Raw genomic sequence first — 12,991 nt, forward strand, 5'->3', positions numbered from 1 at the left:
ACCCTGGCGCGCCACCGCCTGCCAGCCAAGCCCCGCCAGATGCCGCGCGCCGCGCACCGACCGCAGCGCGTCGCCCGTGCCCCACAGCATCGGCCCGCGCAGATCGGCGATCAGCAGCGTGATGTCGTCGCGATCCTCGTGCAGCGCGCGCACATGCGGCACGCCCGTGCGCGCGCTGGCCGAGGGGTCCATCCGGCGCGGATCGTCGCCGGGCACATAGGCGCGGATCTCCCTCAGGTCCATGCCGCTGCCCGGATGGCGCGAGGCCATGACCCCCGCCCGCCGCGCCATGGGCCGCTGCCGGGGCATGGCGCCCTGCCCCGCCTGCAGGTCGACCAGCGCCTCCAGCGTCAGGGCGATGCCGGGCGCGGACCGCCAACCGCTCATGGCGCCCCTACCACGGGGTCACCTGGCGCAGCGCCTCGGCGATCAGGCGGCGGCCGTCCTGCCCTTCGCTGGCGGCCTTCCAGTTCGGGACCAGCCGGTGGGCCAAGGCATCGGGGGCCAGGGCCTGCACGTCCTCGGGCAGGCCGTGATCGCGGCCCTGCAGCCAGGCCCGCGCGCGCACCGCCGCGGCCAGCGCCAGCGTCCCGCGCGGAGAGACCGGGTGTTCGACCGCCTCTGCCAGCACCCCGCCGGGCCGCGTCGCCAAAACCAGCCGGATGATGAAATCCTTGAGCACGGGGGCCAACGTCACCCCCGCGACCTGCAAGCGCGCGCGATCCAGGTCCGCGGCCGTCACCTGCGACAGCACGGCCGCCATGCTGCCCCGGCCCTCGGCCTCGACCAGGTCCAGGATGGCGCGTTCGTCCTCGGCGCCCGGCAGGTCCAGCCGCAGGTGCAGCAGAAAGCGGTCCATCTGCGCCTCGGGCAGCGGAAAGGTCCCCTCGTGCTCGATCGGGTTCTGGGTGGCCACGACCATGAAGGGCTGCGGCAGGGGGCGTGTCACGCCGCCGGTGGTGACCTGACCTTCGGCCATCGCCTCCAGCAGGGCCGACTGGACCTTGGGGGGCGCGCGGTTGATCTCGTCCACAAGGACGATGTTGTGAAAGACCGGGCCGGGCAGAAAGTCGAAGCCGCCGGTCTCGGGACGGAACACCTGGCTGCCGGTCAGGTCCGACGGCAGCAGGTCGGGGGTGCACTGGATGCGCGCATGCTCGCCCGGCAGACGCGCCGCCAGCTGCTTGACCGCGCGCGTCTTGGCGATGCCCGGCGGCCCCTCCAGCAGGACATGGCCGCCGGTCAGGTACGCGATCAGCAGACGTTCGACCAGCCAGTCGTGGCCCACCAGCGTCCCCGCCACGTCGTCGGCCACGGCCCTGACACTGGCACGGGCCAGATCGACATCAGCATGATCGTCCATGAGCGCCCCTCGGATTGCTTGCAGATGGTGCAGCGGCTTTCCCATCATGGCCAGCCGGGCCACGCCGCGCTGCCACCAAAGTCGGGCAGGCCCGCCCGCGCTGTGCGCCGGCCCCGCTTCGCCACCGCAAGTGGAATCACGCCATTGTGGGGGGCGGAACGGGCCGCCGCAGCACCGATAACCGGGTGAATTCGGCATCTGCCCCTTGCCCTGCAGGCCCTGGCGCGGGATGGTGCACGGCGCGCAATCCAGCGCCCATCGCATACGGAGCGGACAGTGCCTGACGTCGGTCTGAGAGAGTGGTTCGCGGTCGGCCGCGCCATCGCAAGCGGCAGCCTGCTGCGCTATGACAGCGGGGCCAGCCGGACGGCCCTGTTCGAACGCGAGATGGCCGCCCAGACCGGCGCCGCGCATGTGCTGGCCGTGAATTCGGGGACCAGCGCGCTGGTCGCGGCCCTGGCCGCCGCCGGGATCGGTCCGGGCGACGAGGTGCTGGTGCCGGCCTATACCTGGATGGCGACCGCCGCCGCGCCGGTGCAGGTCGGGGCCGTGCCGATCCTGGTCGACATCGACGAGACGCTGACCATGGACCCCGAGGACATCCGGGCCAAGATCACCCCCTATACCCGCGCGATCATCCCCGTGCACATGGTCAACGCGCCCTGCGACATGGACGCGATCATGGCGATCGCCAAGGAGCACGGCCTGATCGTCATCGAGGATTCGTCCCAGGCCGTTGGCATCCGCTACAAGGACCGGCATTGCGGGGCGATCGGCGACCTGGGCGTCTTCAGCTTCAACCGCATGAAGAACATGAACATCGGCGAAGGCGGGGCCGTCCTGACCAGCGACGAACGCTATTTCATCCGCGCGCGCAGCTATCACGATCTGGGATCGATGGTACGCCAGCACGGCGACCGGCTGAACGAGCCGGAATTCGTCGGCATGAACATGAAGGTCACCGAGATGGACGGCGCCATGCTGCGCGTCCAGCTGAAGAAGGTGGTCCCCATGCTGCGCCGGATGCAAAAGCGCCGCGCCGTCCTGGCCGATATCCTGCAGCACAGCAGCGAATTCAGGGTCACCCCGCACAACGATCCCGCTTCGGCCGTCAGCCTGTCGATCCTGGCCCCGACCCGAGAGAAGGCGATCGAGCTGACCGGCCGCCGGGGCGTGCACAACCGCCTGCGCGACAGCTCCAAGCACCTGTACACCAATTGGGAGCCGATCCTGAACAAGCGGACCTTCCATCCCAAGATGAACCCCTGGGCCTGGGCCAAGCGCGACATCGAATACACACCCGACATGTGCGCCCGCACGCTGGAGATTCTGGACCGGACCTGCATCGTCACGCTTGGGATGCGCTATCCCACCCCGCTGATGGCGATGGTGGCCCGCAAGCTTGCGGGCCAGCGCTGATCAGCGGGCGGCCGCATGCGCCGCGGCGCGTGCGGTCAGCATCATCATCGTCAGGGTCGGGTTGTGGACATGCTGGCGCGGAAAGCACGCCCCGTCCGTGACATAAAGGCCCGGCACGTCCCAGCATTCGTTGTGCATGTCCACGACGGATGTCGCGGGATCGGTTCCCATCCGCGCCGTGCCGCATTCATGCACGCTGGTGCCGCCGGGGGACAGGTCGGTGTTCACAATCACGTCCGTCAGACCGATATCCGCCGACAGCTCGCGGATGATCTGCGCCTGACGGTCCGCCAGGGCGCGCTGTTCCGCCGAATGGCGGAAGCGGATCACCGGGACCGGGATGCCGTACCGGTCGGTCTGCGACGGCGACAGCGTCACCCGGTTCCACGGGTCGGGCAGCATCTCGGCGAACGAGACGATGTCGACGCGCGCGGCCCCGTCGGGACGGGGATGGACATGGATCTGCATGCTGATCGACGGATGCAGCGACGGGTCGGGCGGAATGTGGATGCAGCGGCCTGGCTCGGCCTGCTCGGGCAGGACGTCGTCCGATCCGGCGCGATATCCGGTTCCGCTCATGACCGCATGGTCCATCAGGTGCCGGCCCAGGGCGGGCGATTCCGTCCCGATGCCCGCATCATCGCCCACCGACCGCGACAGCAGCAAAATGCGCGTGCTCTCGATCGCCGAGGCGCAGAGGAACACGACCGGCGCGTGGACGGTCCGGACCGCGCCCGTGCGGCCGTCGATCCATTCGACCCCGCTGACCGCGCCCGACGGATCCTTCAGGACGCGGCGCACCACGGCGCCGGCCTGGAACGCCATGCGGCCCGTGCCGGCCGCAATGTCCAGCCATGACAGGGGCGGCGCGAAATTGCCCAGCACCGGCCGTGCCCGCGGCCATCTGGACCGGATCGCGCCGATGATCGCCTGCTCGGACGGGGTGGGCTGCAGGACGCCGGCCAGGCGGCTGGTGTCCGGGCCGGGAACGGCCTGATCGCCGCCGCGCAATTGCAGCTTGTCCTCGACCCATCCGTACCAGTCGGCGACATCCTCCAGCGCAAAGGGCCAGGCATTGTCGGCGCTGTTCGAGCCATCCGACTTCATGCCGGACAGACGATAGTACTGGCGCCCATGGCCGGGAACGGTCATGCGCCCCCCCGGCTGGCGGGCGCGGAACCACAGGAACTGGCTGCCGTCCTCGGTCTGGTAGGGACAGTCGCGGTCGTCGACCAGCACGTTGGGGGCCATCGCCCAGGCAAAGCAGCGCGACTGGACCGGCTGGCGTGCGCGGCCCAACAGCCGAAAGGCGCGTTCGCCAAAGCGGGCCAGGCTGGGCGGCATCCGGCTTTCGGCCCTGGTCCTGTCCAGGAACCGGGCCACGGCCGTCAGGGCCTTGGTCACGGGGTTGATGCGGCCGGGCCCGGCATCGCCGGCCTCCAGGACCGCCACGCGCATCCCCGCCTCGGCCAGCGCGGTGGCGGCGACGCCACCTGCCGCGCCAGAGCCCACGACGATCGCGTCAAACCGGCTGCCATCCGCGATGGATGCGTGCCTCCACGATGCAGCGCCGGTCATGGTCTTGCCGATCGTTGAAGGTGATCCCAAAGGCCGGAGGCCGGCCACGATCGGGTGGGGGCGCCCATCGCGCGGTGCAGGGCGGACCGACGCAGATCGTCGAACGGAAAGGACGTGTGGAAAAGGAACTGGCTGAAATTCACCTGATCATCCTTGTGGTCGCAATATGCCACGGTCCTAGACGTTTCCAACGGGGCGGGTCGTCGACGTCCGTTCCGTCATGACAGACCGCATGCTCATCGCCGACGTGACAAGGTTGCGCACCGGCAGGTCATGGGAACAGCTCATCAAATACTCCATGCGTCAAAACGGGCATCATTCATCGTGCCGCACCGCACCGACCGGAAATTGAATCGTTCGCACGATAATATTGCGAAAAGCATACAGGTTCGGCATCGATTGCGGGAATAAGACATGTCCGTGACTGTGACAACAGTCCCGCGATCGACCGGCCCGCGCGCAAAAAGATTACGCAGACAACCACAGCGGGCGTCGCGCGGTGCTAAGGTGCTGTAGTCTATTTGTATTATTAATTTCCCGCCGCAATCTCAAACGGCGGATTTATCCATTAACCACCGTCACAATACGTCAATATATATATATTGGCAGTTTCGGCCGTCATTTCGCAATCGAGCCCGGTCACTTTGCATATATCAATCCGCAACATTCGACGGGGCGGATTTTTCGGGAAGATTGAACAGGTCCATGAAGCGAAGCAGGTCGCAAGCCGCGCCTCTGCAGGTCACGCCGACCGTTTCAGGTGCGACCTTGGCATAGAACAGCGCGGCCATACGGGGTGCCGCATCCGCCTCGAAGACCAGATCGGCCGCGTCGGGAAGCCCGCGGGTGACGTCCAGACAGGCCTGTTCAAGACGCAGGCCAAAGGAGGATCCGCCGATGGTGATCGCCACCGTCAGGGACAGCCCCGCGGCCGCCTGGCGATCCAGCATGGTCCGCAGGGACATGATGAAGGACGCCGCCGACAGGGGCAGCGTCGGGTCATGCAGCGGAGAGGCGGCAGCCCACCGCCCGATCTCCTGCAGGATGGGTTCGGCCGATCGGCCCCAGGGCGTCAGCTGATAGACCTGCGCGGGCACCGGGTCGGACAGGGTGATGCGGGCCAGGATGCCGCTGCGCTCCATCCCGGCCAGCCGTTCGGTCAGGATCTTGGCGCTGATGCCGGGCAGGTCCGCGCGCACGTCGGTGAACCGGCGCGGCCCGAACATCAGTTCGCGAAGGATCAGCAGGGTCCAGCGTTCGCCCAGCAATTCCATGCCGAAGGCACTGCCGCAGGCATCGTCGTACCAGCGGCCATGGGCGGGTTCCGGCCTGATGGTTTCTTTTTGTAACTTCATGATTGCCTCAGGTAACCAAGCGCCCCCATCCTGTCAACAGCACAGGAGGAGCGAATCGATGACCCGGATGATCTTCGTCAACCTGCCCGTCACGGACGTGGCGCGGGCGACCGCCTTTTACGAGGCGATCGGCTTTACAAAGAACGAGGCCTTCTCGAACGAACAGGCCAGCGGCATGGTCTGGTCCGACGCGATCCACGTGATGCTGCTGGATCACGCCTTCTACGCCACCTTCACCGACAAGCGCATCATCGACGCCCGTACCCAGTCGGGCGTGCTGCTGTGCCTGACCTTCGACAGCCGCGCGGCCGTCGACGACATCCACCGCCGCGCGCGCGAGGCGGGCGGGCACGACACGCGCCAGGTCGAGGACCAGGGCTTCATGTATGGCGGTGCCTTCGACGACCCCGACGGCCACGGGTGGGAGACGGTGTGGATGGACCCCGCCGCAACGCGGGACGGCCCCCCCGACATGCAGGATGCGGGGGGCCGCCATGCCGGTTGATCCCGCGGCCCCGATCACCATCACCGCCTTCGACTGGGTTCCGGATTTCGCCAGGGGCCAGGTCCGTGACCTGCGCGTCCGGTGGGCGCTGGAGGAGGTGGGCCAGCCCTATGCCGTGCGCCTGCTGTCCCAAGGCGCGCAGAAGCGGCCGCCGCACCGGGCGCGCCAGCCCTTCGGCCAAGTGCCGACGCTGGAGGACGGTGACCTGATCCTGTTCGAAAGCGGTGCGATCGTCTGGCACATTGCCGAACGCTTCCCCGGCCTGATGCCAGGCACGGCGGCGGCGCGGGCGATGCAGCTGGAATGGGCATTCGCCGCCCTGAACACGCTGGAACCACCGTTCATGGACCACGCCATGGCCACGCTGTTCGAGGCCGACGCGCCCTGGTCCGCGCCCCGCCTGCCCGCGGTCATGGCCCGCATCGACGAACGCCTCCACGAGGCGTCGGACCGGCTTGGCACGGCGGACTGGTTCGGCGGCGAATTCGGGCCGGGCGATCTGCTGATGGTGTCGGTCCTGCGGATGGCGGACGGGATGCTGGACGACCATCCCAACCTGGCCGCCTATGTCGCACGCGGGACGGGGCGCGATGCGTTCGGCCGCGCTTTGGACGACCATATGGCCGGCTTCACCGGCGCCCCTCCTCCGGTCGGCCCGGAACGGGCGCCGCCGCCGGACGGGCCATGACCGCCCGCCCCTGTCGCACAAGCGCCATCAGAGTGTCGCAAGGCCGTCACCGACCGTGATCAAAGAGGACCCCGAACCAAAACGGGGGATTCCACGGTGCAAAGACTTGCCCTTCTGACCTCGGCCGTCGCGCTGGCCACGGCCATGCCTGCGATGGCCCAGACCACCTTCGACCGGATCGCGACATTCGCCACGCCCGACAACATGCCCGCGGGGGAGGACCGGTCGCGCCCGACATCGGCCGAGATCATCTCGGCCTCCGAAGACGGCAACACGCTGGTCTATTCCGACAGCCCGCTTGGGGTGCTGGGCTTTCTGGACATCACCGACCCGGCCGCCCCCCTGCCCCTGCGCACCGTGCCGATGGACGGGGAACCCACCACCGCCGTGATCATCGGCGACCGGGTGTATGTGGGCGTGGACACGTCGACCTCGTTCACCGAACCCTCGGGGCAGCTGCGGGTGCTGGACCTGAAGACCCGCGCGATGCTGGCATCCTGCGACCTTGGCGGGCAGCCGGATGCGGTCGCCCGTGCCGATGACGGCAGCTTTCTGGCCGTGGCGATCGAGAACCAGCGCGACGAGGACCTGAACGACGGCGCCCTGCCGCAGATGCCCGCGGGCCATGTGGTCACGCTGACCGTCACCGACGGCACGCTGGACTGCGACGGGCAGACCCGCATCGACCTGACCGGTCTGGCGGACATCGCCCCCGACGACCCCGAGCCGGAATATGTCGACATCAACGCCGCGGGAGAGATCGTCGTCACCCTGCAGGAAAACAACCATGTCGTCGTGATCGGCGCGGACGGCACCATCGCCGCGCATTTCAGCGCCGGCACGGTCAGCCTTGACGACATCGACACGCGCGACGACGGCGCGCTGACCTTTGACGGGGCGCTGACGGACGTTCCGCGCGAACCCGATGCGGTCAAGTGGATCGACGCCGACCATTTCGCCACCGCGAACGAGGGCGACTATCAGGGCGGATCGCGCGGATGGAGCATCTTTCACCGCGACGGCACGGTCGTCTACGACTCGGGCAGCAGCTTCGAACACGCGGTCATCCGGGCGGGCCACTATCCCGACAAGCGGTCTGACGCCAAGGGGGTCGAACCGGAATCGATCGAGGTCGCGACCTTTGACGGCATCCCGCATGTCTTCGTCGTCTCGGAACGCGGATCGCTGATCGGCGTCTACGATGTCAGCGACCTGGCGGCGCCGCGGCTGACGCAACTGCTGCCGTCGGGCATCAGCCCCGAAGGCATCGTGGCCCTGCGCGCCCGCGACCTGCTGGTCACCGCCAACGAGGCCGATCTGGGCGCAGAGGGCGGCGCGCGCGCCCACGTCATGCTGTTCGGCGCGACCGACGGTCCCCCCCGCTATCCGACGATCACCGCGGAGGGCGCGGACGGGCTGATCGGATGGGGCGCGCTGTCGGGCCTGGCCGCGGGTGATGCACCGGGCCAGCTGTTCGCCGTGTCGGACAGCGCCTATGGCGCGCAGCCCGCGATCCATGCCATCGACGCCACGCGGACACCCGCGCGGGTCACTGCCAAGACGATCGTGACCCGAAACGGCGACCCGGCGCAGAAGCTGGACCTGGAGGGCATCACGCCCGACGGTCAGGGCGGCTTCTGGCTGGCGTCCGAGGGTCGCAGTGACCGCCTGGTCCCCCATGCCATCATCCATGTCGACGCCCAGGGCGAGATCCAGGAAGAGATCGGCCTGCCCGCCGAACTGCTGGCCCACGAGGACCGCTATGGGTTCGAGGGGATCGCCCGGCAGGGTGACCGCCTGTGGATGGCCGTCCAGCGCGAATGGGGCGACGACCCCGCCGGCCAGGTCAAGCTGGTCTCCTATGACCTGCTGACGCAGGACTGGGGCGCCGTCGCCTATCCGCTGGACCCTGCGGGCGACGGCTGGACGGGCCTTTCGGAAATCGCCATCGACGGCGACTGGGCCTATCTGATCGAACGCGACAACCTGATCGGCGACGCCGCCGTGCTCAAGGCGCTGTTCCGCGTGCCGCTGTCAGAGATGGTGCCCGCAGGGCTGGGCGACCCCCTGCCCGTCGTGACCAAGGAGCTGGTCCGCGACCTGATCCCCGACCTCAAGGCGCAGAACGGCTATGTCCTGGACAAGGTCGAGGGGTTCGCAGTCGACGCGGCTGGTATGGGCTGGGTGGTCACCGACAATGACGGCACCGACGACAGTTCGGGCGAAACGCTGTTCTGGTCCACAGGCCTGATGCGCGCCGCGCAATAGGTCGCGGTTCCACGGCCGCCGCTGGAACGGAACACCGTGCCCGGTCCGATCGGACTGGGCACGGTCGTGAGTGGCCCGTGACCGCCGGGTGATGCGGCTGGCACGCCCGCCCAAAACCGTTCCCGACATTCGCACGGCGATCCGGGAGGATGACGCGGGGGCATGCATCGGGCCATGCGGCCATCAGGTGCGCCGAACTGACGCGGGTCCGGATGCATCCCCCAAACCGGCCGCGCACGATCACTCCGGCATTCCGGCTCCCGGCGCGGCCCGCGCCGGTATTCTGCACAAGGCGGCGGGACCGCCCGACATTAACGCCCGGTCAACCACGACCGGCGAAAAAGGCCTGCGTCGCGCGGGATGTTAACCTTGCAGAACATGCAAATCCCTAAGGGTCGGGAAAACCCTGCAGAAGGACATTCCCGTGATCACGTTCAGCATTCGGGGCGATCAGCTGATCGTCGATCCCGCCGTCGGCACCAACTCCTCGCAAGGCACGGCCACGGTGCAATGGGGTCGCCAGATGTGGGCCAAGGACCACCGCATCGAGATCACGGCCATCGACGACACGGGGACCGAGCTGACCGGCAGAAGCGGCATCACCGGGATGAAGGTCTTTGACGGGTCGGGCCGGCAGGTGGCGGAATACCGGCCCATGAACCCCGGCCAGACCGCCAATATCCAGGGCGACCTGTCGGGGCTGGGGGATCACTATGCCCGGATCAACACCTCGGTCATGCAGCCCGCGGCGGGGTCGCCCTGGATCGGGCCGATCATGATCACGAACGGCGACCGCTCCTTTGCCACGCTGCCGCAGACGTTCCAGGTCGGCAACGGCGCCTATGACATCGCACCCGCCCCGCAGCGACAGGCAGCGGCGCCCTGTTTCGGACCGGACGTGCAGGTCGACGTCGCCCGCGCAGGCGTGATCGCGGTTCGCGATGTCCGCGCGGGCGACGCGATCATGACGACCGACGGACGCCAGCCGGTGCTGTGGACGGGCGCGCGGCACTGTTCCGGGAAGCCCCCCCAGGATTGCCCCGTTGACCTGAACGGAGAGCTGTTCTCTCCGCTGCACCGGATCCTGTGGCGTGGGCGTTGGGCCAAGGCCAGGCACCTGGCCGAGGCCGGGCGCGCCGTGGCGCGGCCCGATCATGGGCCCATCGACTATCACCACATCCTGCTGCCGGTGCATTCGGTCATCCTGACCGCGCGCAACCGGGTCGAAAGCCTGCTGATGACACCCTATTCCCTCGACCTGTGGAAGGACGCCCCTGCCCTGCGCAGCCATGCAAGCGCATCGACGCGGTTGCGCTATGAGGAATGGCGGCGGGGCGATCTGCTGCGCCACGAACGGCACACAGGCGGATCGGGCGACGCGCGGCAGGACCACGACGCCCACGTCCCGGCGCATTAGGCACAACTATTCGCCATAGCCGCGCGACAGCACGGCATCGACATGCAGCAGCGCGTCCTCCAGCATGCTTTGCCATGCGGGCCAGTCATGGCCCGCTTCGATCACGCGGAAACGGTGGCGGATGCCCGCATCGCGCAGGGCGATGTGCAGCCGGGCCGTGCCCTCGAAGAAGCTGTCATCCGACCCGGTCTGGACATGGATCGACGGGATGCGTGCCAGCCGGGCCGCATCCGCCGACGCGGCCATCACTGCGGGCCGGAACGCGGCCCACCGGTCGGTCAGCCGCGCCGCACCCTCAAGATCCGGGCCCAGCAGGGTCGCGAAACGGTCGGCATAGTCGCCCGGCGACAAGGCCAGCAGCTGTTCGTCCGTGCGCAACGCCGGGCTGAGGGCGGCGGCCCCGGCGAACAGGTCGGGATGCTCTAGCCGATAGACCAGCGCGGCGAACCCGCCCATCGAAATGCCCATGACCGCCCGCCGTCCGGGCAGCACCGGGTGACGGGCCTCGATCCCCGGCATCGCTTCATCCAGAAAGGCGGTCTGCCACCGGGCGGCCCCGTCCGCATCGTCCAGGAAATAGCTGGCCGGCCCGTCATCCGGCCGCCGACCGTCGGGCGCAACCGCGATCAGGGGCCTGATCCGCCCCTGGGCGATCAGCTGGTCCAGCACCTGGTCGATCCCCGCCAGGGTGAACCAGTCCGACGGCTGCCCCGTCCCGCCGCCATGCAGCAGGTACAGCACCGGATAGGCACGCGTGCCCCCTTCGCTGCCCGGCGGCAGGTAGATGTCGTAGGACAGCGCACGCCCCAGGACGGGGCTGAAGACCGTCTCTCCCATCCAGACCTCGGCCCGCGACACGGTGGGCGGGGCGATGGCCATCAGCAGGGTCAGCAGGACAAGGCGGATGCGGGTCATCGGGCTCTCTCAGAAGGACAGATCGTAGGTCAGCGACAGGGTGCCGTCGCGCAGCCCGGCGCCGGGCCCGTCGCCCCGGTTCCAGGGAAACCGGTTGGCGGCGTAATTGCCATAGCCGACGCGCAGGCGGTCGGTCACCTTCCAGGTCGCGCTGTAGGTGTAATCAGGGTCCCACGGCCGTTGCACCCCCGACGCATAGGCATGGGCCGAAAGGCCCAGGGACAGCCGCTCGGTCAGCCTGAGGCCACAGGACAGGATCAGCGCATCGCGGGTCGGATCGGGCAGCGTGACGCGCATCCGGCAATCGGCCCCCCGTCCCGCAGGCAGGGGGATGCGCGGCAGGGTCAGTTCGGCCCGCAGCCTGCCGTCCAGCAGGCCGCTCCAGGACCCGTCCATGCGGATGGGCCTGCTGGCATAGCTGAGCGACAGGCGGTCCGTCGCGCGCCAGGTCAGGGCATAGCTCAGGTCGGGGTTCCGCCCTGCCCCGCCGCGTCCGGTCACACCCAGGTTCAGCGTCACACGATCCGACAGTTGTGCGCCGCATCCCAGGGTGACGCGCGCCGGCCCCGGGCCGCCTTCGCCCTGCGTTGACAGCGCAACCCCCGCGGTCACCGCGCAGGTCGTCCGCGGCCTTTGGGCCTGGTCAAACATTGGCGGCAGGCGGAGCGGTGCCGTGCAGGCAGTGCCGCGACACGGCAGGAACGCGCCGGGGAACATGGTCAGCCGATACCCGTCCCGCGCCAGCGGCGGCGCCGGATGGTCACTGTAACGGCGGTCGGGTGCCGCAGGTCGTGGCGCGATGGCATCGACCACGGGAACCGTGGCGCGGGGTTGCGACCCCGAACCGGCCAGCACCCACAGCGCCAGATAGCGGGCAAGCGTCTCGCCATCCGCTGTGTCGGGCACCGTCGGGCGGGGGCTGCCCGTGGCCGGGATACGGGTCACCAGACGCGTGCCCGACCAGATGCGGCAGGCCTCGCCGCGAATACAGACCATGCGCAGCGGTTGCGCCTGCGCATCGCCGTCGGGCATCACCACTGCCGACCCGTCAGGATACAGCCGATAGCGCCAGCCGCCCAACCGGCCTGCCTGCGCGCGCGACCAGGTCAGGGCGTTGGGCGTGTCCGACAGCACCTCGACCGCGCCCGGAACGGCCGGATCATCGGTGCGCAGGATCTGGGGGCCGGACCAGGCCAGCGCGGCGCCCGGCCCCCAGATCGCCAGCAACGTGGCCATCAGAACAGGTCCCAACCCCCGCATCGCTCAGCCCCCGCAGCGCATGGCCAGCAGCGCCAGGATCGCGTGCGGCACATCCGCATCCGACCCCGGCCCCAGCGCGGCCCGCAGCGCCGCCCGGCTGCGCACACCCAGGACGCCGTCATCCGGGCCGGGGTCCTGCCCGGCAGCCAGCAGCATCCGCTGCACCGTCTGTGCCGGCGTGTCGCCGAACAGCGCCGGGTCGGGCATGCATCGCGCCACCGCG

General features: G+C 69.0%; 11 protein-coding genes and 1 pseudogene. 5 read left to right on the forward strand and 7 right to left on the reverse strand.

All coding sequences use genetic code 11. From position 1 onward, the window contains the following. Both FHD68_RS19615 and FHD68_RS13790 read right to left on the reverse strand, forming a co-directional pair. Positions 1 to 387 (reverse strand): DUF58 domain-containing protein (locus FHD68_RS19615; RefSeq protein ID WP_244297868.1); only part of this gene is annotated, 387 nt, incomplete at its 3' end. Positions 388 to 394: 7 nt separating this feature from the next. After that, complete coding sequence (locus FHD68_RS13790) at positions 395 to 1,363, reverse strand: AAA family ATPase (RefSeq protein WP_127898110.1); 969 nt, start codon at positions 1,361 to 1,363, stop codon at positions 395 to 397. A gap of 276 nt (positions 1,364 to 1,639) precedes the next feature. Between FHD68_RS13790 and FHD68_RS13795 the strand changes: the two genes are divergently transcribed. Continuing rightward, on the forward strand, positions 1,640 to 2,782 hold the full coding sequence (locus FHD68_RS13795) for a DegT/DnrJ/EryC1/StrS family aminotransferase (protein WP_045983192.1): 1,143 nt from the start codon (positions 1,640 to 1,642) through the stop codon (positions 2,780 to 2,782). Here FHD68_RS13795 and FHD68_RS13800 read toward each other — a convergent pair whose 3' ends face one another. Both FHD68_RS13800 and FHD68_RS13805 read right to left on the reverse strand, forming a co-directional pair. Further along, on the reverse strand, positions 2,783 to 4,360 hold the full coding sequence (locus FHD68_RS13800) for a GMC oxidoreductase (RefSeq protein ID WP_127898109.1): 1,578 nt from the start codon (positions 4,358 to 4,360) through the stop codon (positions 2,783 to 2,785). It abuts the gene before it with no gap. A 653-nt stretch (positions 4,361 to 5,013) separates the two neighbouring features. Further along, entirely contained in the window at positions 5,014 to 5,715 is a 702-nt protein-coding gene (locus FHD68_RS13805) for a winged helix-turn-helix transcriptional regulator (RefSeq protein WP_139086003.1), read from the reverse strand. A gap of 58 nt (positions 5,716 to 5,773) precedes the next feature. Here FHD68_RS13805 and FHD68_RS13810 point away from each other — a divergent pair, with 58 nt between their 5' ends. The 4 genes from FHD68_RS13810 (at position 5,774) to FHD68_RS13825 (ending at position 10,593) form a co-directional block, all read left to right on the forward strand. Continuing rightward, complete coding sequence (locus tag FHD68_RS13810; RefSeq protein ID WP_127898107.1) at positions 5,774 to 6,220, forward strand: VOC family protein; 447 nt, start codon at positions 5,774 to 5,776, stop codon at positions 6,218 to 6,220. Further along, on the forward strand, positions 6,210 to 6,908 hold the full coding sequence (locus FHD68_RS13815) for a glutathione S-transferase family protein (protein ID WP_127898106.1): 699 nt from the start codon (positions 6,210 to 6,212) through the stop codon (positions 6,906 to 6,908). The genes FHD68_RS13810 and FHD68_RS13815 overlap by 11 nt, the downstream gene beginning before the upstream one ends. A 144-nt stretch (positions 6,909 to 7,052) precedes the next feature. Next, entirely contained in the window at positions 7,053 to 9,176 is a 2,124-nt protein-coding gene (locus FHD68_RS13820; RefSeq protein ID WP_139086015.1) for an esterase-like activity of phytase family protein, read from the forward strand. Between the two features lie 424 nt (positions 9,177 to 9,600). After that, positions 9,601 to 10,593: a Hint domain-containing protein gene (locus FHD68_RS13825; RefSeq protein ID WP_139086006.1), complete on the forward strand. Its 993-nt coding sequence runs from the start codon at positions 9,601 to 9,603 to the stop codon at positions 10,591 to 10,593. A 6-nt stretch (positions 10,594 to 10,599) separates the two neighbouring features. On the opposite strand, the gene FHD68_RS13830 is transcribed toward FHD68_RS13825, so the two are convergent. The 3 genes and pseudogenes from FHD68_RS13830 to FHD68_RS13840 form a co-directional block, all read right to left on the reverse strand. After that, positions 10,600 to 11,508 carry an alpha/beta hydrolase gene (locus FHD68_RS13830; RefSeq protein ID WP_127898104.1) on the reverse strand — a complete coding sequence of 303 codons (909 nt, stop codon included), beginning with the start codon at positions 11,506 to 11,508 and terminating at the stop codon, positions 10,600 to 10,602. Positions 11,509 to 11,517: 9 nt separating this feature from the next. Continuing rightward, positions 11,518 to 12,744, reverse strand: coding sequence for a hypothetical protein (locus tag FHD68_RS13835; RefSeq protein ID WP_139086008.1), 1,227 nt, complete (start codon positions 12,742 to 12,744; stop codon positions 11,518 to 11,520). 27 nt (positions 12,745 to 12,771) lie between these two features. Next, positions 12,772 to 12,991: pseudogene (locus tag FHD68_RS13840) on the reverse strand (peptidoglycan-binding protein); the annotation flags it as partial.

The organism is Paracoccus marcusii, assembly GCF_006151785.1.
Lineage (GTDB): Bacteria > Pseudomonadota > Alphaproteobacteria > Rhodobacterales > Rhodobacteraceae > Paracoccus > Paracoccus marcusii.

What these genes read in the sequence shown, in the direction of transcription:
- FHD68_RS13790 (WP_127898110.1), bottom strand. Translation starts at nt 1,363, where the DNA reads ATGGACGATCATGCTGATGTCGATCTGGCCCGTGCCAGTGTCAGGGCC.
- FHD68_RS13800 (WP_127898109.1), bottom strand. Translation starts at nt 4,360, where the DNA reads ATGACCGGCGCTGCATCGTGGAGGCACGCATCCATCGCGGATGGCAGC.
- FHD68_RS13805 (WP_139086003.1), bottom strand. Translation starts at nt 5,715, where the DNA reads ATGAAGTTACAAAAAGAAACCATCAGGCCGGAACCCGCCCATGGCCGC.
- FHD68_RS13810 (WP_127898107.1), top strand. Translation starts at nt 5,774, where the DNA reads ATGACCCGGATGATCTTCGTCAACCTGCCCGTCACGGACGTGGCGCGG.
- FHD68_RS13815 (WP_127898106.1), top strand. Translation starts at nt 6,210, where the DNA reads ATGCCGGTTGATCCCGCGGCCCCGATCACCATCACCGCCTTCGACTGG.
- FHD68_RS13820 (WP_139086015.1), top strand. Translation starts at nt 7,053, where the DNA reads ATGCCTGCGATGGCCCAGACCACCTTCGACCGGATCGCGACATTCGCC.
- FHD68_RS13830 (WP_127898104.1), bottom strand. Translation starts at nt 11,508, where the DNA reads ATGACCCGCATCCGCCTTGTCCTGCTGACCCTGCTGATGGCCATCGCC.
- FHD68_RS13835 (WP_139086008.1), bottom strand. Translation starts at nt 12,744, where the DNA reads ATGGCCACGTTGCTGGCGATCTGGGGGCCGGGCGCCGCGCTGGCCTGG.